Source organism: Phenylobacterium sp. (assembly GCF_965284355.1).
Classification (GTDB): Bacteria; Pseudomonadota; Alphaproteobacteria; order Caulobacterales; family Caulobacteraceae; genus Phenylobacterium.
In genome coordinates this window covers 4,270,851-4,294,917 of sequence record NZ_OZ260078.1, presented here as the reverse complement: position 1 = coordinate 4,294,917, position 24,067 = coordinate 4,270,851, and the positions used below count along the sequence as shown (strand labels likewise).

At 68.9% G+C, this 24,067-nt stretch carries 20 protein-coding genes and 1 other RNA gene; all 21 read right to left on the bottom strand.

The features are described 5' to 3' along the window. Positions 1-900, bottom strand: a complete 900-nt coding sequence (gene murB / locus ACQ66R_RS21085) for a UDP-N-acetylmuramate dehydrogenase (RefSeq protein WP_430425248.1) — start codon at positions 898-900, stop codon at positions 1-3. Further along, positions 897-2,309: a UDP-N-acetylmuramate--L-alanine ligase gene (gene murC, locus ACQ66R_RS21080; protein ID WP_430425246.1), complete on the bottom strand. Its 1,413-nt coding sequence runs from the start codon at positions 2,307-2,309 to the stop codon at positions 897-899. The genes murB and murC overlap by 4 nt, the downstream gene beginning before the upstream one ends. A gap of 79 nt (positions 2,310-2,388) precedes the next feature. Beyond that, positions 2,389-2,871 (bottom strand): hypothetical protein, encoded by a 483-nt coding sequence (locus ACQ66R_RS21075; protein ID WP_430425244.1) that lies wholly within the window; start codon positions 2,869-2,871, stop codon positions 2,389-2,391. 27 nt (positions 2,872-2,898) lie between these two features. Continuing rightward, positions 2,899-3,996, bottom strand: a complete 1,098-nt coding sequence (murG, locus tag ACQ66R_RS21070) for an undecaprenyldiphospho-muramoylpentapeptide beta-N-acetylglucosaminyltransferase (RefSeq protein ID WP_430425242.1) — start codon at positions 3,994-3,996, stop codon at positions 2,899-2,901. A 27-nt stretch (positions 3,997-4,023) separates the two neighbouring features. Then, a complete protein-coding gene (locus tag ACQ66R_RS21065; RefSeq protein ID WP_430425240.1) occupies positions 4,024-5,211 on the bottom strand; it encodes a peptidoglycan glycosyltransferase FtsW in 1,188 nt (395 codons plus the stop codon). A 169-nt stretch (positions 5,212-5,380) separates the two neighbouring features. Beyond that, positions 5,381-6,784 (bottom strand): UDP-N-acetylmuramoyl-L-alanine--D-glutamate ligase, encoded by a 1,404-nt coding sequence (gene murD, locus ACQ66R_RS21060; protein WP_430425238.1) that lies wholly within the window; start codon positions 6,782-6,784, stop codon positions 5,381-5,383. 19 nt (positions 6,785-6,803) lie between these two features. Beyond that, a complete protein-coding gene (mraY, locus tag ACQ66R_RS21055; RefSeq protein ID WP_430425236.1) occupies positions 6,804-7,913 on the bottom strand; it encodes a phospho-N-acetylmuramoyl-pentapeptide-transferase in 1,110 nt (369 codons plus the stop codon). Then, positions 7,913-9,322 carry a UDP-N-acetylmuramoyl-tripeptide--D-alanyl-D-alanine ligase gene (locus tag ACQ66R_RS21050; protein ID WP_430425234.1) on the bottom strand — a complete coding sequence of 470 codons (1,410 nt, stop codon included), beginning with the start codon at positions 9,320-9,322 and terminating at the stop codon, positions 7,913-7,915. Before ACQ66R_RS21050 ends, mraY begins: the two co-directional genes overlap by 1 nt. Beyond that, positions 9,315-10,769, bottom strand: a complete 1,455-nt coding sequence (locus ACQ66R_RS21045) for a UDP-N-acetylmuramoyl-L-alanyl-D-glutamate--2,6-diaminopimelate ligase (protein ID WP_430425232.1) — start codon at positions 10,767-10,769, stop codon at positions 9,315-9,317. The genes ACQ66R_RS21050 and ACQ66R_RS21045 overlap by 8 nt, the downstream gene beginning before the upstream one ends. Then, on the bottom strand, positions 10,766-12,520 hold the full coding sequence (locus ACQ66R_RS21040) for a peptidoglycan D,D-transpeptidase FtsI family protein (protein WP_430425230.1): 1,755 nt from the start codon (positions 12,518-12,520) through the stop codon (positions 10,766-10,768). The genes ACQ66R_RS21045 and ACQ66R_RS21040 overlap by 4 nt, the downstream gene beginning before the upstream one ends. Further along, a complete protein-coding gene (ftsL, locus tag ACQ66R_RS21035) occupies positions 12,517-12,990 on the bottom strand; it encodes a cell division protein FtsL (RefSeq protein WP_430425228.1) in 474 nt (157 codons plus the stop codon). Before ftsL ends, ACQ66R_RS21040 begins: the two co-directional genes overlap by 4 nt. Then, on the bottom strand, positions 12,987-13,922 hold the full coding sequence (gene rsmH / locus ACQ66R_RS21030; protein ID WP_430425226.1) for a 16S rRNA (cytosine(1402)-N(4))-methyltransferase RsmH: 936 nt from the start codon (positions 13,920-13,922) through the stop codon (positions 12,987-12,989). The genes ftsL and rsmH overlap by 4 nt, the downstream gene beginning before the upstream one ends. Next, complete coding sequence (locus ACQ66R_RS21025; RefSeq protein ID WP_430425224.1) at positions 13,919-14,401, bottom strand: division/cell wall cluster transcriptional repressor MraZ; 483 nt, start codon at positions 14,399-14,401, stop codon at positions 13,919-13,921. Before ACQ66R_RS21025 ends, rsmH begins: the two co-directional genes overlap by 4 nt. 357 nt (positions 14,402-14,758) lie before the next feature. Further along, positions 14,759-15,137, bottom strand: an RNA gene (gene rnpB / locus ACQ66R_RS21020) — RNase P RNA component class A. A gap of 30 nt (positions 15,138-15,167) precedes the next feature. Next, positions 15,168-15,887: an N-acetylmuramoyl-L-alanine amidase gene (locus ACQ66R_RS21015; protein WP_430425222.1), complete on the bottom strand. Its 720-nt coding sequence runs from the start codon at positions 15,885-15,887 to the stop codon at positions 15,168-15,170. After that, positions 15,884-16,777: a DMT family transporter gene (locus ACQ66R_RS21010; protein ID WP_430425220.1), complete on the bottom strand. Its 894-nt coding sequence runs from the start codon at positions 16,775-16,777 to the stop codon at positions 15,884-15,886. Before ACQ66R_RS21010 ends, ACQ66R_RS21015 begins: the two co-directional genes overlap by 4 nt. Before the next feature lie 81 nt (positions 16,778-16,858). Next, the gene (locus tag ACQ66R_RS21005) at positions 16,859-17,758 is read right to left on the bottom strand and encodes an alpha/beta fold hydrolase (RefSeq protein WP_430425218.1); all 900 of its coding nucleotides are present in this window, start codon (positions 17,756-17,758) and stop codon (positions 16,859-16,861) included. 115 nt (positions 17,759-17,873) lie between these two features. Further along, the gene (locus tag ACQ66R_RS21000; RefSeq protein ID WP_430425217.1) at positions 17,874-18,467 is read right to left on the bottom strand and encodes a DUF3052 domain-containing protein; all 594 of its coding nucleotides are present in this window, start codon (positions 18,465-18,467) and stop codon (positions 17,874-17,876) included. A 250-nt stretch (positions 18,468-18,717) separates the two neighbouring features. Next, entirely contained in the window at positions 18,718-19,860 is a 1,143-nt protein-coding gene (locus tag ACQ66R_RS20995; protein ID WP_430425215.1) for an acyl-CoA dehydrogenase family protein, read from the bottom strand. Between the two features lie 95 nt (positions 19,861-19,955). Beyond that, positions 19,956-21,161: an acyl-CoA dehydrogenase family protein gene (locus ACQ66R_RS20990; protein WP_430425213.1), complete on the bottom strand. Its 1,206-nt coding sequence runs from the start codon at positions 21,159-21,161 to the stop codon at positions 19,956-19,958. Between the two features lie 298 nt (positions 21,162-21,459). Continuing rightward, positions 21,460-23,955, bottom strand: coding sequence for a TonB-dependent receptor (locus ACQ66R_RS20985; protein WP_430425211.1), 2,496 nt, complete (start codon positions 23,953-23,955; stop codon positions 21,460-21,462). Positions 23,956-24,067 lie beyond the last annotated feature (112 nt).

The window sequence follows — 24,067 nt, the reverse complement described above, 5'->3', positions numbered from 1 at the left end:
TCACGCCGTCCCGATCCGCTTGATCTCCCAGTGGAGATCGATGCCGGTTTTGGCCTTCACATCGGCGCGCACGGCCTCGCCCAGACCCTCCAGGTCGGCGGCGGTCGCCGTCCCGGTGTTGATCATGAAGTTGGCGTGCAGCTCCGAGAACATGGCCCCACCGTACAACTTTCCGCGCCAGCCCGCCTCATCGACGAGTTTCCACGACGAATGCCCGGGCGGATTCTTGAACGTGGAGCCGCCGGTCTTCTCGCGGATCGGCTGGGTGGTCTCGCGCCGCGCTGTAATCTCGTCGATCCGCGCCTGGACCGCCGCGGGATCGTCAGTCCGGCCCTCATAGGTGGCCTCGACCCAGATGATGTCGGCCGGCGCCTCGGAGTGGCGGTAGGTGTAGCCGAAGTCGGCCAGCGCCAGCTCGCACCGTGCGCCGGTGCGGTCATAGCCCCAGGCCGACACCAGGACGTCCTTGGTCTCCGCGCCATAGCAGCCGGCGTTCATGGTCAGTGCGCCGCCGATCGTGCCGGGGATGCCGGCATAGAACTCCAGCCCCGCGATCCCCGCCTTCGCCGCCGCACGCGCCACCGCCGCGTCCAGCGCCGCCGAACCCGCGGTGATCCGCGTCCCCTCGGCCGAGACGCCAGCGAACTGACGCCCCGCCAGCCGGATCGTCACGCCCGGCACGCCGCCGTCGCGGATGATGACGTTCGACCCCACGCCCAGCACCGTCACCGGCACGCTGGCAGGCAAGGCTTTCAGAAAATCCCGCAGATCCTCGTGGTCTGCCGGCAGGAACAGCGCCTCGGCCGCCCCGCCCACCCGGAACCAGGTGAACGGCCCCAGCGGCTCGTCCCGAAGCAGCTTGCCGCGGACGGACGGAAGGGCGTCGCGCCAGTCGCTCACTTCGCCAGGGCTTCCAACTCGCCGGGCAGCGCATAGGCCCAGCTGGTGATGTCGCCGGCGCCCAGAAGCACGACGAGGTCGCCCGGCGCGGTCTCGTCCTTGATCAGCCCCGCGAGCTCGGCCGGGCTGCCCAATGGCAACACGCGGCGGTGGCCGTAGCGGCGCAGGCCCGCCACCAGCCCGTCCTTGCTGGCCCCCTCGATCGGCTGCTCGCCGGCCGCATAGACGTCGGCCACGATCACCGTGTCGGCGTCGTTGAAGCAGGCGCAGAAGTCGTCGAACAGGTCGCGCAGGCGGCTGTAGCGGTGCGGCTGCACCACCGCGATCACCTTGCCCTGGCTGACCGCGCGCGCGGCCTTCAGCACCGAGGATATCTCCACCGGGTGGTGGCCATAGTCGTCGACCACCCGCACGCCGTTCGCCACGCCGGTGGTCGTGAAGCGCCGCCGCACGCCGCCGAACTCGGCCAGCCCCTTCCGGATCGCCGCCTCGCCCAGGCCCAGCTCGCGCGCCACCGCCACGGCGGCCAGCGAGTTCAGCACGTTGTGGTGCCCGGCCATCGGCAGGTGCAGGTCGGCGTAGCGGATCGGGGCGCCCGTGAGCGGCCGGATCACCGCGTCATAGCGGGCGCCGTCGGGGCCCATGGTGATGTTCTCGGCCCGCACCTCGGCCTGCGGATTGACGCCATAGGTGACGAGCCGCCGGTTCTCGACCCGCGCCGCCATCGCCTGGACCTCAGCGTGGTCGGTGCAGACGGCGGCGAAGCCGTAGAACGGGATGTTCTCCACGAAGTCGCGGAAGGCCTTCTTCACGGCTTCGAAGTCGCCATAGTGGTCCAGGTGCTCGGGGTCGATGTTGGTGACCACGGCGGCCGTCGACTTCAGCTTCAGGAACGTGCCGTCGCTCTCATCGGCCTCGACCACGATCCACTCGCCGGTCCCGACCTTGGCGTTGGTGCCATAGGTGTTGATGATCCCGCCGTTCACCACCGTCGGATCCAGTCCGCCGGCGTCCAGCAGCGAGGCGATCATCGACGTGGTGGTGGTCTTGCCATGGGTGCCGCCCACGGCGACCGAGAACTGCAGCCGCATCAGCTCGGCCAGCATCTCGGCCCGCCGCACCAGGGGCAGCCGCTTCTCGCGCGCGGCCACCATCTCGGGATTGTCGGCCTTCACCGCGGTCGAATAGACGACCGCATAGGCGCCCTCGACGTTCGCCGGGTCCTGGCCGATGAAGATCTTCGCGCCCAGCTTCTCCAGCCGTTCGGTGTTGGCGCTGGCCTTGGCGTCCGAGCCCTGCACCGTATAGCCGGTGCGCATCATGATCTCGGCGATGCCGCTCATGCCGATCCCCCCGATGCCGATGAAGTGCACGGGACCGATTTCGAAGGGGACGGGACGTCGGGTCATGCCGCAGTCCTAAGACGCTTCCCGGCGATGGGAAAGTAGCGAGAGCTTGCGCTCGCAATAGGTCAGTGGGCTGAGCCAACTATCGAGTTGTGCAGGTCGTCACACCGCCGAGCGTACTGCACGTCGTGGTCACCACCGGTGGCCTTTTGAGGCTCTCGGCGTAGGCCTGAATTGCCGCGCGAAGAATGCTCGTCGCCTTGTCACCTCTCTGACGAGCCGCCTCGATGTTCCGCTCCCGATCGCGCTGTTGCGCATCTATTCCTTGTAGGAGGATCACAAACTTTGCATTCAGCCTCGCCGCTTCGGCTCCGAACTTCTCAGACGTCCAGCGCTCTCGGTCGGCTACTTCGCCCAACCGCGCCAACTCGTAGAAGTGCTGATCATAGAAGTAAGTGAGCCCGGGGCGGTCTCCCATGAAATCGGCACGTCCGACATCCCGGATGCACCGAATGGCGGCGGCGTAGCCCTCGGATCTTAGAGGAGCGCAGACTTCAGCGGCAACCGAGGCGTTGGCCGCAGATGGCGCGCCCAAGAGCAACGCCGCGAATAGTAGTGCCCGCATGGACGCCCCCGAAGAGCCCACGCAGTTCTACCTCGTATCCGCCGTCTTCTCCACCACGTCCGCCAACCGCTCCGCCGCATCGGGGATCGCCACAGAGCGGGAGGCGGCCGCCATGCGGGCCAGGCGATCGGGGTTGCCGAGAAGGACCGTCAGAGCCTTGGCCAGGCTCTCGACGGTGAGCTGGCTCTCGCGGGCGATCTCGGCGCCGCCGGCGTCGGCCAGCAGCTTGGCGTTCTGGCCCTGGTCGTCGTCGATGGCGATGGCCAGCGGGACCAGGATCGCAGGCTTCCCCGCCACCGCGAACTCGCAGACCGACCCCGAGCCCGAGCGGCCGATCACCAGGTGGGCGTCGCGCAGGCGGCTGGCCATGTCGCGGAAGAAGGGCGCGATCTCGGCGTCGACCAGGGCGTCCTGATAGGCGCGGCGCGCGGTATTCATGCTCTCGGCGCGGGTCTGCTGCTGGACGGTCAGGCGCCGGCGCAGGTCTTCCGGCAGGGCCTTCACCGCCTCAGGCACCAGTTCGGACAGCAGGCGCGCGCCCTGGCTGCCGCCGGTGACCAGCAGGTGCAGCGGGCCGTTCGGTTCGGGCGGGATGTAGGCGACCTCGGCCAGCGCCCGGATCGGCGGGCGCACCGGGTTGCCCACCACGATGGCGCGGGCGGCCACCTTCGGCGGCGCCTTCTGCAGGGTGGGAAAGGCGCAGGCCACGGTCTTCACATGGCTGGCCAGCATCCGGTTGGCCCGACCCATCACCGCGTTCTGCTCGTGAATCACGGTCGGCAGGCCGCCCAGCACCGCGGCCACCAGCGACGGCGCCGAAGGATAGCCGCCGAAGCCCACCACCACCTTGGGCGCGACCTCCCGGAACGCGGCGCGCGCCTGCAGAACGCCGCGGGTGATCGCGAAGCCCGCGCGCATCATCCCGATGGGGTCGCCGCGCTTGAAGGTGGCGGCCGACAGGCCGATGCGGCGCTCGGCCGGGAAGTCCTGCGCCAGCCCCGCCACGCGCTCGTCCGACGCCAGCACCACGCCCCAGCCGCGCGCGATCAGCGCCTCGGCCAGCGCCTGGGCCGGAAACAGATGGCCGCCGGTGCCCCCGGCGGCGACGACCGCAATCCTACGCATGGCGGCCCCTATACACGGCGGCGCCGCTCAACTGTACGCGCCGGCCTTGGCCAGGCCCTCGTTCGGCGCGTAGGCGCCGGGGCGGCGGCGGGTGAGCGCGAGAGCCAGACCCATGGTCAGGCCCATCGCCAGCATCGACGAGCCCCCATAGCTGATGAACGGCAGCGTCATGCCCTTTGTCGGCATCATGTTGAGGTTCACGGCCACGTTGATGATCGCCTGCTGGCCCACCAGCACGAAAAGGCCCGCCGCCGCGATCTGCTCGAAGGGGTCCGACAGCTTCATCGCCCGCATCAGGCCGCGGACCACGACGAAGGCGAACAGCGAAACCAGCAGCAGCTGGAACACCAGCCCGAACTCCTCGGCCCCCACCGAATAGGCGAAGTCGGTGTGGAGGTCGGGCACCTTGCGCTTCATCACGCCCTCGCCCGGGCCCCGGCCGAACACGCCCCCGGCCGCCTGGGCGATGGCCGCGGCGTCGACCTGGTGGGTGTCGGCCTTCTCGGGCGAGAAGAAGCGGTCCACGCGGCTCTGCACGTGCGGAAACAGGAAGTAGGTGGAACTGAGCCCCGCGACGGCGGTGGCGCCCAGCAGCATCACCCAGCTCATCGGCACGCCCGCCATCCAGAAGGCCGCGCCAAACGCCACGGTGATCAGCACCGTCTGGCCTACGTCGGGCTGGATCAGCAGCAGGCCTACCGAGACGGCGAACAGGCCGAAGGCGATCGAGACACCGGGCACGCCCTGCCCCTTCTGGCCCTCGGCGAACATCCAGGCGACCAGGATCACCAGGGCCGGCTTCATGTATTCCGACGGCTGGAAGGTGAAGCCGCCGAACTCGATCCAGCGGGTCGCCCCCTTGGCGTTGTGGCCGATGAACGGCAGCGCGATCATCACCGCGATGGCCGCCAGCCAGATGACGAAGGCGGCCCGCCTGACCCCCTTCACGTCCAGCATCGAGATGCTGACCAGCACCGCCATCGCCGCGACCGCGAACACGCACTGGCGCACGGCGAAGTGGAAGGGGTCGCCGATATTCATCCGCGCCGCCGCCGCCGGACTGGCGGCGAAGGCCACGACGACCCCAATGGCGATCAGCACCGTGACGACGCCCAGCATCCAACGGTCGACCGTCCACCACCAGACGCCCAGCGGCGTGCGGTCGGATCGGGCGAAGGCGTGAGCATTGGAGTGCGGATTCGGAACGGTGGTCATGGCGCGCTCCTGCTTGTGCGGCGGCAACGCCCCCTCCACCGCTTCGCGGTCCCCCTCCCCCGCAAGCGGGTGAGGAACTGGCATGTCGATCGCTCTAGTTCCTCCCCCATGCCAATGGGGGAGGTGGCAGCGAAGCTGACGGAGGGGGCGCTGGGGTCGCGCAAAGTCATCAGGACACCCCTTCCCGCGCCAGAGCCTGGACGGCGTTCCGGAAGGCTTCGCCCCGCTGTTCGAAGTCGGCGAACTGGTCGAACGAGGCGCAGGCCGGCGACAGCAGGACGATCGCGTCCTGGCCGCTGGCGGCGGCGTCCTTGAACGCGGCGGCCGCGGCGGCGGGGATCGTCCCGCAGGCCACCGTGTCGGCCTTGCCCTTCAGGGTTTCGGCGAAGGCCTCGGTCGCCTCGCCCACGAGGTAGGCCCGGATCACCCGCGGGAACAGGTCGGCCAGGTCGGCGATGCCGTCCGTCTTGGCCCGCCCGCCCGCGATCCAATAGACCTTGGGATAGCTCGACAGCGCCTGGCGGGCGGCGTCAGCGTTGGTGGCCTTGCTGTCGTTGACGAAGCGCACCTTGCCGAGCACGCCCACGGTCTCCATCCGGTGCGCGAGCCCCGGGAAGGTCATCAGCGCGCGCGACGCCTGCTCGGACGAGACGCCCAGGCCGCGGGCCGCCGCATAGGCCGCCGCCGCGTTCTGCCAGTTGTGCCGGCCAGGCAGCGAGCGGGCCCGCTTCAGGTCGGCGGCCTCGACCGCGCGCTCGCCCGAGGCGTCGTACAGGAGTCCATCCAGCGCATAGACGCCCCGGCTCATCGCCTTGCTGGCCGAGATCGGCACGATGGTGCGGCGGTTGGCGGCGGTGATCTCGGTGCAGATCCGCTGGCCCCAGGCGTCGTCGACGCCGATCACCGCGGTGTCGCCCTTGCCCTGGTTCCGCAGGATGCGGCGCTTGGCGGCGACATAGCCCTCCATGTCGCCGTGCCGTTCCAGATGGTCGGGCGAGATGTTCAGGATGATGCTGACGTCGGCCTTCAGGCTCGAGGTCAGGTCCAGCTGATAGGACGACAGCTCCAGTACATAGACCGCGCCGCCGTGCATGTCGTCCAGCGCGAGCACGCCGGTGCCGATGTTGCCGCCCACGCGCACGTCGCGGCCCGCCTCGGCGAAGATGTGGCCGATCAGGGCCGTGGTGGTGGACTTCCCGTTCGTGCCGGTGATCGCCACCACCTTGGGCCGCTTGTGCTCGGGCGCGGCGTTCACGGTGCGGGCGAAGAGCTCGATGTCGCCCAGGATCTCGACGCCCGTGGCGCGCGCCTTCTCCACCGTCCAGTGCGGCTTGGGGTGCGTCAGCGGCACGCCGGGCGACAGCATCAGGGCGGCGAACTGCGACCAGTCGGCGACCGTCAGGTCCGTGACGGTGAAGCCCTCGGCCTCGGCGGCCTCACGCGTGGCGGCCTTGTCGTCCCACAGCGCCACCTTGGCGCCGCCGGCCACGAGGGCGCGCGCCGCCGCCAGGCCCGTGCGGGCCAGGCCGAACACGGCGACCGTCTTTCCCTCAAAGCCACGGACCGGGATCATGACGGCGTGCCAGCCCTCCCTAGCGCAGCTTGAGGGTGGCGAGGCCCAGCAGGGCCAGCATGATCGAGACGATCCAGAAGCGGATGACGACGGTCGACTCCGACCAGCCCAGCTTCTCGAAGTGGTGATGGATCGGGGCCATCAGGAAGATCCGTCGGCCCGTGCGCTTGAACCACGCCACCTGGATCACGACGCTGAGCAGCTCGGCCACGAACAGGCCGCCGATGATGGCCAGCACGATCTCGTGCCGGGTCGCCACCGCGATCGTCCCGACCGCGCCGCCCAGGGCCAGCGAGCCCGTGTCACCCATGAAGATCTTGGCCGGCGGAGCGTTGTACCAGAGGAAGCCCAGTCCGGCGCCCAGCAGCGCCCCGCAGAACACCGCCAGCTCGCCCACCCCCGGCACGAAGTGGAGCTGCAGGTAGGTGGAGAAGACGTAGTTGCCGACCAGGTAGGCGATCAGGCCGTAGGCGGCGGCCGCGATCATCACCGGCACCGTCGCCAGCCCGTCCAGGCCGTCGGTGAAGTTCACCGCATTGGCCGCGCCCACGATCACGAAGGCGCCGAACAGCAGGTAGCCCCACGACAAGTCCACGAAGTATTGCTTGAAGATCGGGAATGTCACCGAGGTGAGCAGCTCCGGGCTCTCGGGCGGCTTGGCGGCGAACAGGATGATCAGGGCGATCGCCGCCATGGCGATCGCGGCTTCCAGCACCAGCCGCACCCGGCCGGAAATCCCGGCCGTCGATTGCTTCGTGACCTTGGCGTAGTCGTCCAGGAATCCCAGGACGCCGTAGCCCGCGGTCACCAGCAGGACGGCCCAGACGTAGACGTTGGTGAGGTCGGCCCAGAGCAGCACGCCCGCGAACAGGCCGGCCAGGATCATCACGCCGCCCATGGTGGGCGTGCCCGACTTCTCCAGCACGTGCCGCTCGATGCCGTCGGTGCGGATCGGCTGGCCCTTGCCCTGCTTGGCCTTCATCCAGCGGATGAACCGCGAGCCCAGCGCCACCACGACGAACTGCGCCGTCACGATGGCGAGGCCGGTGCGCGTGGTCTGGTACTTGAGCAGGTTCAGGACCGGCACGTACTCCGTCGACGCGAACGTCAGATAGAGCCAGTAGAACATCAGCCGATCTCCCCGGAGCCCGAACCGGTCGCGCCCAGCGCGAGAAGAGCCTGGGCGATCTGCCCGGCCTTCGATCCGTTGGACCCCTTCACCATCACCACGTCGCCGGCCTCTACGGCCTGTGCGAGCTGGGGCGCGAGGGCCACAGCGGTTTCGGCGTACCCGCCGCGACGAGTCGGAGGAAGGGCGTCCCAGAGCGATTTCATCAGAGGACCGGCGCAGAAGACGAGGTCGATTGACGCAGCCTCCAGCGGACCGGCCAGACCGGCGTGGAAAGCCTGGGCCTCGGGGCCCAGTTCCAGCATGTCGGTGAGCGCCACGATGCGGCGGCCCGACGTCGCGCGGGCCCCCAGGGTCTTGATCGCCGAGGCCATCGAGATCGGATTGGCGTTGTAGCTTTCGTCGATCAGCGTGAAGGCCCCGCCGGCGCGCGCCACCGTGCTCTCGGCCCCTCGGCCGGCCAGCGGCTCGAAGCTCTCCAGCGCCGCAAGTCCATGCTCCAGGCTGACGTCCAGGGCTTCCAGCATCAGCAACACGGCCATGCTGTTCAGGCCCCAGTGGAAGCCGGTCTGCAGGATCGGGAAGTCCAGCGCCTGGCCGTGCAGGCGGGCCTGGATCACGGCGCGACCACCGGACACCTGGAAGTCGATCAGGCGGGCGTCACAGCCCTCGCCGGTCCCGAACGTCCTGATGACGGCGCCCGCCTTCACCGCCTCGGCCTTGAGAAAATCGAACCAGTGATTGTCGGCGTTCAGCACCGCGACGCCGCCCGGCTCCAGGCCCTCGAAGATCTCGGCCTTGGCGCGCGCCACACCGGCCTCGCCGTCGGGGAAATTCTCGGTGTGCACCGGGCCGACCGTTGTGATCAGCGCCGCATGCGGACGCACGAAGCGGGTCAGCGGGCGGATTTCATCGGCATGGTTCATGCCGATCTCGAAGACGGCGCGTTCGGTGTCGCGGGGCATCCGCGCCAGCGTCAGCGGCACGCCGATGTGGTTGTTGTAGCTCTTCACCGACGAGTGCGCCCGACCGGCCAGCATCAGCCCGGCCATGATCGCCTGCGTCACCGAGGTCTTGCCGACCGATCCGGTCACCGCGCCGCGCCGGGCCCCCGTCGCCCGCTCGCGCGCGGCGACCCCCAGCGTTTCCAGCGCCACCAGCGTTTCCCCGGCGACTTTCACCGAAGGCCCGTCCACATCCTGGTTCACCAGCGCGCCTGCGGCCCCGCTCGCCAGCGCCTGGGCCACGAACTCATGGCCGTCGCGCACGCCGGCCAGCGCCACGAACAGGTCGCCGGGCTCGATCGAGCGGGTGTCGATGGAGACGCCGGTGGCGGAGAACCCACCGCCGCTCGCCGTCCCGCCCGTCGCCCTCGCGATCTCATCCGAGGTCCAGAGCGGGTCAGCCATGGACCAGCTCCAGCGCCTGGGACGTCTCGACCACGTCGTCGAACGGATGGGTGACGCCGGCGACGGTCTGGCCTTGCTCATGGCCCTTGCCGGCCACCACCAGGACGTCGCCGTCCTGGAGCATCGCGACGCCGGCGCGGATCGCCTCGCGGCGGTCGCCGATCTCTTTCGCGCCCTTGGCGCCGGCCAGCACCTCGGCGCGGATGGTCGCCGGGACTTCCGAGCGCGGGTTGTCGTCGGTGACGATGGCGACGTCGGCGAGGGCCGCGGCCACCTGGCCCATCAGCGGGCGCTTGGTCTTGTCGCGGTCGCCGCCGGCGCCGAACACCACGATCAGCCGGCCGCGCACGTGGGGGCGCAGCGCGCGCAACACGGTCTCCAGGCCGTCCGGCGTGTGAGCGTAGTCGACATAAGCCTCGCCGCCGCGCGGGCCGGCGCCGACACGTTGAAGTCTCCCGGGCGCGCCAACCAGCTTCTCGAGCCCGGCGAAGGTCTGTTCCCATGACAGGCCCGCCGCCCGGCAGAGGCCCGCGGCCACCAGCGCGTTCGAGGCCTGGAACCCGCCCGCCAGCGGCAGGCGCACGTCGTAGAGGTAGCCGTCGGCGCGCACCTTCAGGCGTTGGCCGTCCGGCAGCAGCGTGCGCTCCACCAGCTTCAAGGCCTGGCCGCCCTCGCCCACGCTCATCACCCGCTGGCCCGAGACCACCGAGGCCGCGGCGAAGAACGGGAACGCGTCGGAGTCGGCGTTCAGGACGGCCGTCGCGCCCCGCGGCATCAGCTGCTCGAACAGGCGCAGCTTGGCCTTCAGGTAGGCGTCCATGGTGATGTGGTAGTCGAGGTGGTCCTGGGTCAGGTTCAGGAACCCGGACGCCGCCAGCCGCACCCCGTCCAGCCGCCGCTGGTCGATGCCATGGCTCGAGGCTTCCATGGCGAAGTGCGTCACGCCCTGCTCGGCCACCTGGGCCAGCAACTGGGCCACGTCGCCGGCGTCGGGCGTCGTCAAGCCCGGCGGCGTGACCTGGACGTCTTCGCCGTTTGGCCTGGAGATGGTCACGCCCAGGGTGCCCATGCTGGCCGACATGTGGCCTGCGCCCGCGAACACCTGGCGGCAGAAGTTGGCGACCGAGGTCTTGCCGTTGGTGCCCGTGACCGCCACGCAGGTCTGCGGCTGCCGGCCCCAGAAGTTGGCCGAGGCCAGCGCGTAGCCCCGCCGCGGATCGCGGCACACGATCGTCGGAACCGAAAGCCCCAGGTCCTGGTCGGCGATGATCGCCGCGGCCCCGGCCTCGATCGCCTTCTGGGCGAACGTCGCGCCGTCCACCTTCGCGCCCGGCAGGGCGGCGAACAGGAAGCCCGGCCGGACCTTGCGGCTGTCGGCGGTCACGCCCGTGATTTCGGGATCGCTGCCGACGTCGCGCTTCACCAGCTTGGTCAGGCGGACGCTCATAGGCCCGCACCCACGTCTTCCGGCTTCGGCGGCTCGACCGGGATCGCCTGGCCGACGTCGTTGCGGCGCTTCACGCCCAGGAACGGGGCGATGCGCTCGATCACCCGGCCCGCGGCCGGCGCGGCCACCCAGCCGCCCGTCGAGTAGCCCGCGCTGTTCGCCGAGGCGCGCGGCTCGTCCAGCAGCACCAGCACGAAGTAGCGCTTGGCGTTCACGTCGCCCGTGGTCGGGAACACCGCGGCGAACGACGAGACCTGCTTGTCGTGGTTGTAGTTGCGGATCGCCGGGTCGTACTTCTCACCGGTGCCGGTCTTGCCGCCCACCGAGAGGCCCGTGATGTTGGCCGAGGTGCCGCTGCCGCCCGTCACGTTGGCCCGCATGATCGACAGCATCTGCAGCGAGGTCTTCTCGGACATGACCCGAGTACCCTCGACCTTGGCGCCGGGTTCCAGCTTGCGGATGGTCAGCGGGATCAACTTGCCGCCATTCAGCACCGCGCCATAGGCCCGGGCCAGGGCCAGCGGGGTCACGTTGATGCCATGGCCGAACGAGGTGGAGGCCACCGCGTCCTCGTTCCACACCTTCGGCGTCAGCGGCCGGGCGTTCTCGATCAGCTCCACCTTGGCCGAGCGGGTCAGGCCCAGGCCGTCGAAGTACTTGCCCATCCGCTCGGGGCCGATGCCCACGGCCAGCTTGGCGGTGCCGATGTTCGACGAGTGCTGGAACACCTCGACCAGCGTCAGCACCTTCCGGGCCGCGTGGTAATCGTGGATGGTCCGGTAGCCCAGCTTGAACGGCTGCGTGGCGTCGAAGGTCGTCTCCGGATTGGCGACGCCGGTATCGAGGCCGATAGCCACCGTGAAGCCTTTGAAGGTCGAGCCCATCTCGTAGACAGTGGCCGCGGCGCGGTTGGTCTGGGCGTAGACGCCCGCCTTGCCCGGCTTGTTCGGATCGAACACCGGCCAGCTGGACAGGCCCAGGATCTCGCCCGTGTGGACGTCGGTCACCAGGGCCACGGCGCCTTTCGGCTTGAACTCGCTGACGGCCTTCCAGAGCTCGTCTTCCAGCGCGCCCTGGACGCGCAGGTCGATCGACAGCGGCACGGCCTGGCCGCTGCGGGCCTGACCGCGGATGTCCTCGTTGAACGCCGCCTCGGCGCCCGACAGGCCCTCGCCGCCGGCGTCCGAGAAGCCGATGATGTGCGCCGCCGACGGACCCAGCGGATAGACGCGCCGCTGCTCCGGCTCGAACGTCACGCCGGGCAGGCCCAGCTCGTGGACGCGGTTGCGCTCCTGCGGAGTCATCGCGCCCAGCACGAAGATCCGGCGCTCGCCGCGCAGCGCGCGCTCCAGCCGCTCGGGCTCCAGGTTCGGCAGCGCGGCCAGCAGGCTGCGGCGGGTCTCGGACGGGTCCCAGATTTCGCGCGGATCGATGTAGAGGCCGTAGTGCAGCAGATCGGCCGCCAGCAGCATGCCGTTGCGGTCGACCAGGTCGGCCCGCGACGCCCCGATGTAGGCCCCCGCGCCGGTGGCCCGCGCGTCGGAGAACAGCGCCGCCCGCGTCGCGCCGATCGCCAGGGTGATGAAGCCCAGCGAGAACAGCACCATCACGAAGAAGATGCGCAGCCGGGTGTCGTCCTCGACCTTGCCGGAGGCGCGGGCGCGCTCGAAGGCGTGCTCCAGGCCCCACAGGCGCTCGGTCAGCCAGCGCGGCAGGCCCGTGCGGCCGAAGGCTTGCTGGCCCAGGCTCATCGGCGAACCTCGGCGGCGACGGGGGTCGACTGGACCTCGGCCACGCGCATGACCGGATCGGCCTCGGCCGGCGGCGGCGGCGGGACGCCCGGAATGGCGTCAGCGCCGTTGACCATCGCGGCCACGGCCGACGGGGCCTTGGCCTTCTTGGGCGGCCCGGCGCGGGCCACATCGACGATCTGCTCCACGGTGGCTTCGCGATGGGCGCCGACGGTTTCCATCTGGAGGTAGGTCACGGCCAACCGCTCGATCCGGCCGGGCTGCTCCAGGTGCGCCACCTCGGCCTGCAGAAGGCGGATGCGGGCCTTCTCGGCCTTGATCTGGCGCTCGATCGTGGCGATCTCGGCCCGCTCGCGGCCGGCCATGGTCTTGGCCAGGTAGACGCCCAGGATCACGGCCACCAGCAGGCCCAACCCGATCAGGTCGACCAGGCGGAATCCGCGGATCTTGCGCGTGAACAGGCCCATCATGCCGCGTCCCTCCAGACCGGCGCATCGGTGCGCACGGCCGCCCTCAGCTTCGCCGAGCGGGCGCGGGGATTGGCCTTCGTTTCCGCCTCCGACGGACCCTGGGCGCCGTTGAAGAGAAGTCGGAAGCTGGGATCGGCCCCCTTCGCCAATGGAGGCGCGTGGCGCGATCCCGCCGGCGTCCGGCCCGCCCGCACGCTGAGGAAACTCTTCACGATTCTGTCCTCGAGCGAATGGAACGTTACGACGCACAGCCGCCCGCCCACCTTCAACGCCCGCTCGGCGGCCACGAGGCCCGCCTCCAGCTCGGAAAGCTCCTCGTTCACGGCGATCCGCAGGCCCTGGAAGGTCCGCGTCGCCGGATGGATCTTGGCCCCGCGCCGGCCGCCCAGCGCCTTCTCGACGAACTCGGCCAGTTCCAGCGTCCGGGTGAAGGGCTGCTCCTCGCGCCGGCGCACGATGGCGCGCGCGATGCGGCGGCTCTCCCGCTCCTCACCGTAGACGAAGATGATCCGGGCCAGCTCGGCCGCCTCGGCGGTGTTCACCAGGTCGGCTGCGGTCGGGCCGTCACCCCCCATCCGCATGTCGAGCGGCCCGTCCTGCATGAACGAGAAGCCGCGCTCGGCCTCGTCGATCTGCATGGATGAGACGCCGAGGTCGAGGGCTACGCCATCAACGCAGCCCTCGCCCAGCACCGCGTCCATTTCCGAGAATCGCGCCTCCACCAACTGGAAGCGGTCTTCCGGAAATCCCGCGGCAAAGCGACGGACCGTAGGGTCGCGGTCAAACGCCACGACCTTCGCGCCTGTCGCCAGGATGGCGCGGGAATAGCCCCCCGCGCCGAAAGTGCCGTCGACGATGGTGTCGCCCGGCTTTGCAGCCAGGTTCTCGATCACCTCGTCGAGCAGAACGGAAACGTGCGGGGATTCGCTCACTTCGCGCCCCCGCCCAGACGTGCGGCGCGTTGCTGCACCCGCATCTCGGCCAGGCCCGCCCGGGCCTTCTCGCGGTCGGCCGCCCGCTGCGCCCGATACGCGTCGCGCTCCCAGATCTCGAAACGGTCGCGCAGGCCCACGACGGCCACCCAGTCGGTGATGCCGTACTGCTCGCACAGGGTTTCCGGCAGGGTGATGCGGCCGGCCGTGTCGAAGCTCAGCTTCTGCATTTCGCCGAAGACGTTGCGTTCGATCGAGTCCCGCAACTCGTCGCCGAACTCCAGCTCGTCGGCCATCGCGCCATAGCGGTCGAACAGCTGCTGGCCGCCGCCCTCGATGCAGTCTGAACGGATCGAGGGGAAGACGAAGACGCCGTCGGCGACCGTGGCGCCCGGACCCGAGAGCGCGGCGCGGTACTCCTGCGGCACAACGATGCGCCGCTTCGCGTCCAGCTGCTTCTCAAAGGTCGAGAGGAACATCCTCGGCCCCAAGCCCCCTCCCTTCGCCAGCCCCTGAACCCGCGCCCGACCCGCTGTTCGACTGCCGAATTACATTTGGGTTAACATGGGACCCAGTGGGTTTCAATGACACTCACTGACTATTTCAGCCAATTCAGTGGGACAAACTGCCACTATGGTTAATCGCCGTCAGTTATCCACAGAACATACTCAGAACTGTTAGTTAACGCCGAAGCTTTCCCTCCCCGCTGGGGAGGGACAGACCGCGAAGCGGTCAGGGTGGGGAAGTGTGGGTCGGAGTTCTGAGGTCGTTGAGGATCGTGACTTCCCCACCCGGCTCGCCTCCGGCGAGCTGTCCCTCCCCGGCGGGGAGGGAAAAAGATCAGACGGCCTGTAAGCCGGGTTCTGTGCCGCCCTGCTCGCGCAGGACGCGGCGGCCATTCCTCTGGACCGATCGTTGCCGACCGGTTCTCGCGACCTACCCGGAGCCCTCAGGCCGGCGACGGCCCTACCAGCAAGCTGGCGCGGGATCCCTATTCGGTCTTGCTCCTGGCGGGGCTTGCCATGCGACCCCTGTCACCAGCGGCCCGGTGGGCTCTTACCCCACCCTTTCACCCTTACCTCCTCCGGGGAGAAGGCGGTCTGCTCTCTGTGGCGCTATCCCTAGGGTCACCCCCGGTGGGCGTTACCCACCGCCATGTCGTCGTGGAGCCCGGACTTTCCTCGAGCTTGCGCCCGCGACCGCCCGGCCGTCTGATCCGCGAGCGCCATAGCACTTCCCTCCCGCTCACGCGAGCGAGCGCAGCAGGGCGATCAGGCGCGCCCGCGTCTCGCCGTCAGCGATCCCGTCCACCTTGTCCGGCCGCCAGTGCCGTTGGAAGGCGCGCACCACCGCGGTCGTGTCGGCGTCGAACTTGCCTGACGGCGGCAGGTCGTAGCCCAGCCGCGTGAACCCGGCCTGCAGGGCGAACACGGCCGCCCCCTCCTCGCCCTCGCCGATCGGCTCGCCCGGCGCTGCCGGCCATTCGGCCCACAGGCCGTGGCCCGCTTCCGACAGCCGCTTCCAGGGGAACAGTTCGCCGGGGTCGTCCTTCCTCGCAGGCGCCACATCGGAGTGGCCCACGATGTCACGATCCTCGATGGCCCAGCGCGTGCGGATTTCCGTGATCAGCGCCGTCACCGCCACGATCTGCGCCTCGGGGAACGCGCGGTAGCCCCACTCGTGGCCCGGGTTGACGATCTCGATGCCGATGGAGTCGCCGTTGATGTTGCGCCGGCCCCGCCAGAACGAGACCCCCGCGTGCCACGCCCGCCGTTCCTCGGGCACCAGGCGGAAGATGCGCCCGTCCTCTTCGACGACGTAGTGCGCGCTCACCTTGGCCGCCGGGTCGCGCAGGCGGTCGATCGCCTCCTGCCCGCTCTGCATGCCGGTGTAGTGCAACACCAGGATGCTGGGCGGGACCGTGCGCGGGTCGAAGTTGGGCGACGGGGCCTCGATCACGTTCATTCGGCGCGGTTCCGCATGGCCAGCAACATGGACATCACCTGGCTGCCCCGTAGCGCGATGATCAGGACGCCGGCCAACGCCAGCGCGCTGCCGATAATGAGGCGCGGCCCGATCGGGTCGCCCAGCACCACCACGCCCAGCACGATTGTGGCCAGCGGCGTCACCAGGATCAACGCCGAGATCAGGTTGGCCTCGTACTTCTGCAGCATGGTCACGTAGACCGTGTGCGCCACCAGCGACACGATCAGCGCCGAGAACGCCAGAGCCGCCCAGAAGCGCCACCCCGCCGCCACCGCCGTGTCCAGCGCGTGCGGCTCCAGCCAGAACGACAGGGCGGCCATCGGGAACAGCGACGAGACGCCGACCCAGGCCTGGAATGCGATCGGGCGGATGCCCTCGATCTGCTTGGTCATGACGGTGCCGGCGGCCGACAGCACGGTCGAGGCGGCGATCAGCATCAGCCCGTTCGACAGGGCCAGGCCGCGCGGGTTCCACATCACCGTCAGCACGCCCGCGAAGGTCAGCGCGATCCCAAGGCCGCGGCGCCAGCGCACCCGCTCGCCCAGGAACAGCATCGACAGGACCAGGGTCGCCGGCATACCCATCTGCAGCACCACCGCCGCCGACGACGGCGTGGCGTCCCGCAGGCCCACGAACATCAGGCCGAAGCTGCCCGCGCCCATCAGGAAGGCGGTGACGATCAGCTTCCACAGCGGCTTGGGCGCCGGCAGCAGGAACGGGAACAGACACGCCGCCACGATCAGGAACCGCCCGGACGCGTAGAACAGCGGCGGCACGTCCAGGATGCTCACCACATACTTCGAGATGATGTTGTTCACCGCCCAGATCAGGCACATGGCCATGAGCAGGGCAAAGTCGCGGACGGCCATGCGCCCGACCTAGGACGCGTCAGGCGAAAGTGGAAGCCGGTTTCGGCGCCCGACGCGCCCTCTGACCCAATCCTTGCTTCGTCACGCTTTGAAGAAGGTCTCCAGGTCGCGGTTCAGCTGTCGCATGTGGGTCACGAACAGGCCGTGGGGGGCGCCGGGATAGACTTTCAGCTCCGAGCCCCGAATTCCCGCCGCCAGCCTCTGTCCGGTGATCGCGAGCGGGGCCGAGGCGTCCTTGTCGCCGTGAACGATCAGGGTCGGGCGGTCGATCTTCGGCAGGTCGGGCCGAAGGTCCTTGCCGATCAGGGCCTTGAACGCGGCGATCGCCACCGGAACCGGCGTCTCCAGCAGTTGCTCGGTCAGCCAGGCCTTCATCGCGGGCGAGGTTTCGGGCGTGAAGAAGGGCGCCTGATTGTCCATGGCCCACTTGGGGAAGTCACTGGCGTACTGCCCGAGCGTGTTCTGATGAAAGGCCATCGGCGCCCCGTACGGATTGTCGGGCGTCTGGACGATGTAGGGCGCGACTGTCGCGACCAAGGCCGCCTTCTTCACCTTCGCCGTCCCGTGCCGGCCGATGTAGCGCACCACCTCGGCGCCGCCCATCGAATGGCCGACGAGGATGGCGTCCTTCAGGTCCAGGGTGTCGATCACCGCGGCCAGGTCGTCGGCCAGAGTGTCCATCTCATAGCCCTTGCCCGGAACGTCCGAGCGGCCGTGGCCGCGCCGGTCGAAGGCGATGCAGCGAAAACCGCGCTCGGACAGGTCGGCCACCTGGTAGGCCCACATCTCGCTCGACAGCGCCCAACTGGAGACGAACACCACCGGTTGGCCCTCGCCCCAGTCGCGGTGGAACAGCCGCGCCCCATCCTTGGCCTGAATGACGGTGGCCCCCTTCGGCCGTGCGGCGGCGGGCCCGGCCTGGGCTAACGCAGCCAACGACCCGGCGGCCAGGCCCGAAGTGAGAATGTCGCGACGGTTCATCAAGCTACTCCCTTGCTGGCGGGAGATGACCGCAGGCCCATGGGCCGGTCGATTACGCGCGGGGTAAAGGGAGCGGCGCGGCATCCTTCCTTTCCCACGAAGTGGGAGAGGAAGATCAGGTCTTGCGCCTCGTGAACCGCAGCGCCGTCAGGGTGTCGGAGAACCCCACCACCTTGTTGTCCACCAGGCCGAAGGACTTGGCCGCCGCCATCACCTCCACGTCCTTCACCGTGGCGGCCTTGCCCTTGCGCGAGACCACCCACAGCGCGCCCTTGTCGGCCAGGGCGGGGACGAGGTCGCCGATCCGCGCCAGGTCGCCTGCGCTGTCGGCGGCGTAGAACAGGATGTCGAGCCCCTCGAAGTCGTTGACCAGCAGCGCCCCTCGCCCCGCGAGCTCGCCCGCGATCGCTTCGTCGGCGACGCCCAGGACCGCCACGCGCATGCCGGCCTTCACGCCCAGCTTGTCGAGCCGACTCTTCGGATTGTTGATCGCCTCCGCCCACCGCGGCGCCTGGACCTCGCCCAGCGCGAACCGCGACCCATCCGCCAGCACCAGGTCCCCGCCCTCCGACCGCACGCCCTTCAGCGCCGCGGCGTCCCAGACCCGCCGCTGAGCGCCGCGAAACAGCAGCTTCGGCGCCTCGTACTGCAGACGGCCCTCGTCGGCCCCGTCGGCGAACCGCGCCGCCACATGTGCGTCCTTGCCCATGGCCAAGGTGTGCCGCGCCCGGGTCGTTCGGACAACCCGAAGCGCTCCCTTCCCTCCCTTGATGGGGAGGGACAGACCGCGCAGCGGTCAGGGTGGGGAAGTGTGGGCCAGAACTCGGAGGTGGGGGAGGATCGACACTTCCCCACCCTGGCGGCTCCGCCGCCTGTCCCTCCCCATTAAGGGAGGGAAACGAAAACGGCCGCCCTGGAGGACGGCCGTCTCGAAGTCTCACACTAGACTGGAATGCCGCCTAGGCCGCCTTGCCCAGGCTCAGGAACTCGTACCGCGCCAGGTGGTGATCCACCGAGCCGAAAGCGCTCTCGATCATCGTCGCGCGCTTGAAGTAGTGGCCGATGGCCATTTCGTCGGTCATGCCCATGCCGCCGTGCAGCTGGATGGCGTTCTGGCCCACGAACTTGCAGGCCTTGCCGATCTGAACCTTGGCGGCCGAGGCGGCCTTGGCGCGTTCGGCGTCGTCGCCCACCTTGATGTTGGCCATGTACGTCATCGACACGGCCTGCTCGACGTTGATGAACATGTCGACCATGCGGTGCTGCAGCACCTGGAACGAGCTGATCGGCACGCCGAACTGCTTGCGCTGCTTGGTGTACTCCAGCGTGCCCTCGTGCAGCTTGCGCAGCACGCCGCAGGCTTCGGCGCAGGTGGCGGCGATGGCCTCGTCGACCACCTTCTCCACCAGCGGCAGGCCGCCGTCGGCCGGGCCCACCAGCGCGTCGGCGCCCAGGCTGACGTTCTCGAAGTAGACCTCCGAGGCGCGGTTGCCGTCGACCGTGGGGTAGTCGCGGGTGGTGACGCCCTTGGCGCCCTTCTCCACGATGAACACCGACACGCCGCCGGCGTCGCGCACGCCGCCCGAGGTGCGGGCGGTCACGATCAGGTGGGTGGCGAACGGCGCGCCCAGCACCACGGCCTTGTGGCCGTTCAGGGTCCAGCCCGCGCCGTCCTTCTTGGCCGTGGTCTCCAGCGCCGCGAGATTGTAGCGGCCCTTGGGCTCGGCGTAGGCGAACGCGAAGATGGTCTTGCCCTCGATGATGCCGCCGATCATGTCGGCCGCGCCGGCGTGGCCCGAGTGCTTCAGGAACCCGCCGCCGATGACCACCGTGCCGAGGTAGGGCTCGACGACCAGCGCCTTCCCGAACTCCTCCATCACGACCATGTTCTCGATGGCGCCGCCGCCCAGGCCGCCCAGCTCTTCCGAGAACGGCGCGCCCAGGATGCCCAGCTCCTCGGCGAAGGCCTTCCAGACGTCAGGCCGCCAGCCCGGCTCCTTGGAGACCGCGGCCCGACGCTTGTCGAAGTCGTAGTGGTCCGCCAGGTACGCCGCGACCGTGTCGCGCAGCATCGACTGTTCTTCGGTGAAGCTGAAATCCACGGCCGTCTTCCTCGGTGTTTGTCGTTGTCGCTAGAGCTTTAGAGCGAAGGCCCCTTCCCGCAAGGTCTCCTAACGGGAAGGGCCGTCCTCAGCCGTTAGAGGCCCAGGACCATCTTGGCGATGATGTTGCGCTGAATCTCGTTCGAGCCGCCGTAGATCGAGGTCTTGCGGCCATTGAACATTTCGCCCGCCGCGCCATCGGCGTAGTCAGGGCCGACGGTACGGTTCGAGCCCGACAGGTCGTGCAGGAACGGCGCGCCGTAGTGGCCCACCGCCTCCAGCGCCAGCTCCTGCAGGCGTTGCTGGATCTCGGTGCCCTTGATCTTGAGGATCGAGCTTTCCGGGCCGGGGCCCTTCCCGCTCGACTCGCCGGCCAGGGTGCGCAGCTCGGTGAACTCCAGGGCCGTCAGGTCGATCTCCAGCTCGGCCACCTTGCGGCGGAAGAAGGCGTCCGACAGCAGGCTCGAGCCGGTGTCCGACCGCTCGGTCGACGAGATGGTCCGCAGCTTCTCCAGGTTGCGCTTCGAGCGCGCCACGCCGGCGATGCCCGAGCGCTCGTGCGCCAGCAGCGCCTTGGCGCAGGTCCAGCCCTGGTTCTCGTGGAAGATGCGGTTCTCGACCGGCACTTTCACGTTGTCGAGGAACACGTCGTTGACCTCGTGGCCGCCTTCCAGCGTCGTGATCCGGCGCACCTCGATGCCCGGCGTCTTCATGTCGATCAGCAGGAACGAGATGCCCGACTGCGGCTTGGCGTCCGGGTCGGTGCGAACGAGGAAGAAGCCCCAGTCGGCGTGCTGGCCCAGCGTCGTCCACGTCTTCTGGCCGTTGACGATGTAGTATTCCTTGCCATCGTCGGCGGTGATCCGCTCGGCCTTGGTCTTCAGGCTGGCCAGGTCCGACCCGGCGCCCGGCTCGGAGTAGCCCTGGCACCACCACACGTCACCATTATAGATCCCCGGCAGGAACTTCTTCTTCTGCTCGTCGGTGCCGAACGTGTAGAGCACCGGCGCCAGCATCGACAGGCCGAAGGGCAGCAGGCCCAGGCAGTCGGCGCGCGCGGTCTCTTCCGACCAGATGTACTTCTGGGTGGGCGTCCAGCCCGTGCCGCCCAGCTCCTTCGGCCAGCCCGGCGCCACCCAGCCCTTCTTCGCCAGCACCTTGTGCCACAGGAGGTATTCCTCCTTGGTCAGCGCCCGGCCCTCGTCCTGCGCCTTGCGCAGCTCGGCCGGATAGTTCTCCGCGATAAAGGCCCGGACCTCGTCGCGGAACGCATTTTCTTCTGGGGTGAAGTCGAGGTTCATGGCCGTCCTCCGGATGCGCGCGTGGGCTTACGCCGTATGGGTTTTGACGACCCTATACGCATGGACGCGAAGGGAAGAAAAGATGACGCTAACGTCAACGTAAGTTTGACCGTCAGGTTGGCGGCGCGGCCGGCCTCTGACGCAAGCCCGGGAAACGACAAAGCCCCGCCAGCCTGTCGGCTGACGGGGCAGTTGCCGCTGGGGGGCAGCTCCGTCCGAGGTCGCCCTGGCTTGCACAGGGCGACCTCTCGCGGCGGGGGGCCGGGAACTGGGAGGGGGGTGTCCCGGCCGCCTCCGATTAGAACGTGTAGCGCAGCGTCGCCGAGGCGGTCCGGCCGTTGTAGGCGCGGCCGAGGACCACGCCGGTGGCCGGGATGGAGCCCTGCTCGCTGTCCGAGAGAGCCAGCTTGTTGAACAGGTTGTTGACGTTCAGCATCAGCTGCACGTTCTCGGTCGGGCGCACCTGCACGAAGGCGTTCACCAGGGTGTAGGCCGGCAGCTCCAGCAGGTTGTTGTCCTGCGCGTAGCTGACGGTGGTGCCGAGCACGTTGACGCCGACCGTCACGCGCTCGAACTCGACCTGCGGCGTCACCGAGTAGATGAAATCCGCCTGGTGGCGCGGCGTGTTGCCGATAATGGCGGCGTTGGCGGCGTCGCTGGAGATCTTGGCGTCGGTGTAGGTGGCCCCGGCGGTGACGCTGAACGGCCCATGGCGGACGCCGGCTTCGAGTTCGACGCCCTTGGCCTTGTAGCCGCGGACGATCTGCAGGACCGCGGCGGAGCCGTCGGCGCCGCTGACGATCTGGGTGTTGCGTTCGCCGGTCCGGGCGGAGAAGCCCGTCACGTTGAAGGTCACGCCGCCCGCACGGTACTTCAGGCCCAGTTCGGCCTGCTTGACGGTGTCATAGGCGCTGCTGTCGTCGACCAGCTTGCCGGTGTTGTAGTTGACCGCCGGGGTGAACAGGATCTTGTCCGCCGAGGCGCGACCGCCGCGGCTATAGCGGCCGAACACGGCCAGTTGTTCGGCGACGCGGTAGTTCACGCCCGCCGAGTAGCTCAGATAGTTGTAGTCGTAGTTGACGCGGCCGGGCTGGCCGAGCGGCAGGATCGCCACCTTGGTTTCGGCCGTGGAGATCGCGCCGTTGCGGTTGATGTCGAACGACGTCTGACCCACGCGGCCGCCGCCCAGTTCGGCCCCGAACAGCGTGCCCCGCACCTTGCCCATGTCGTAGCGCAGGCTGCCGCCGACGGCGATCTTGCCCACGTGATAGTTGATCGAGGCGTAGGGCGCATCGACGCCGTAGTTCATGTCGTAGACGCGGTGGAAGCTGTTGCCGAGACCGTAGGCGATGTAGCCGTCCTGCGTGAACGGGACGCCGGCCGCGTTGGCGACGTTGATCAGCGAGGTGCCGCCGTCGCCATTGACGTCGGTCAGAACGTTCAGGAACGTCAGATACGTCGAGTAGTCCTGCGACGACTTGTAGAAGCCCACCGTCGTCGTCAGGTTGCCGCCGCCGACTTCCCACACGCGGCTGGCGCGGATGTCGTTGACCGCGTTGTTCAGGCTCTTGATCTTGGTGTCGAGCTGCAGCGCGTTCGTCATCAGACCGTTGCCGTTCAGGGCCGCGGGGCTGGCGATCGCCTGGCCGGCCAGCGGGCCGGTGGCGTAGCTGAGCCGGGCGCCGACGCCGCCATAGAGGGCCGCGTAGGTGGTCGCGTTGTTCACGGCGATCGGACGGATAGTCAGGTTGCCGCCGCCGATGTCCGAGAAGCGGAACTTCTCGGTGATCGTCCAGCCGCCCACGTCGAACTGGGCGTCGAGGCCGATCGACTTCACCACGGCGTGCTGGCCGCCGCGCAGGTCGTCGTTGGCGATGTTGTTGTTGCGATCCAGGGTCACGACGTTGCTGACGTGGGGCGACAGCAGCGAGTCGGTCTTGGGATTGAAGTTGGCCGGGCCGGAGAACGTCGGGTCGTCGTTCGTGCCGGTGACCCGGATCGGAACGAACTGGTAGACGGGCGTGCGGTCGTCCAGGAACTTGGCGTTCAGGCGCACGTAGCCGTTGTCGAAGGTCTTGGTGATATTGGCCTTGATCTGGCCGCCCTTGTAGGCCGTGTAGCCGACGTCACGCGGGCCTTCGCCCTCGCGATAGAAGCCGCCGATGTGCATGCGCAGCGTATCGCTGAGCTTGTAGCCGTAATCGCCTTCGACGCGCTTCTCGCCGTAGTTCAGGCCGTAGGTCGCCTGGACGGCGCCGCCTTCGGTGTCACCGGTCTTGGAGATCAGGTTGATCACGCCGCCCGGCGAGTTCGACGCGAAGGTCGAGGCCGAACCGCCGCGGATGGTCTCGACCGCCGACAGGTTGAGGTCGGCGCGCATGAACATGTCGACGCCGAGCTGGTACATGTCGCCGAATTCCAGGACCGGCAGGCCGTCTTCCTGGAACTGGACGTACTTCGAACCGGTGCCCGACAGCGGCAGGCCGCGGATCGAGTAGTTGTCGTTGCCTTCGCCCACCGCATACTCGGCGCGGATCCCGGGGATGTTGCGCAGCACTTCGCCCAGCGAGCGCGCGCCCAGCACTTCGATCTCCGAGGCGCGCAGGGCGCTGGTCGAGGTCGCGCTGTCGAGACGGTCGCGGCCCTTGGCCACGCCGGTGGTGAAGGCCGCTTCGGCCGCAGCCTTGGAGCCGGCGCTCTTCACGGCCTTGTCAGCCGGCTTGGCCTCCTGGGCGTACGCCGACGAGAACAACACGAGGGGCGCGATCGCCGCCGAGAGGTAAAGGCGCTTCATGGACTCTGATTCCCACTTCCGTTCTGGAACAGCTCAAATTGTGGGAATCTTCTGCCATCTGATGTCTAACCGTAAGGTAAATTGCGACCTTTGGCGTTATGTCAAAGACAGA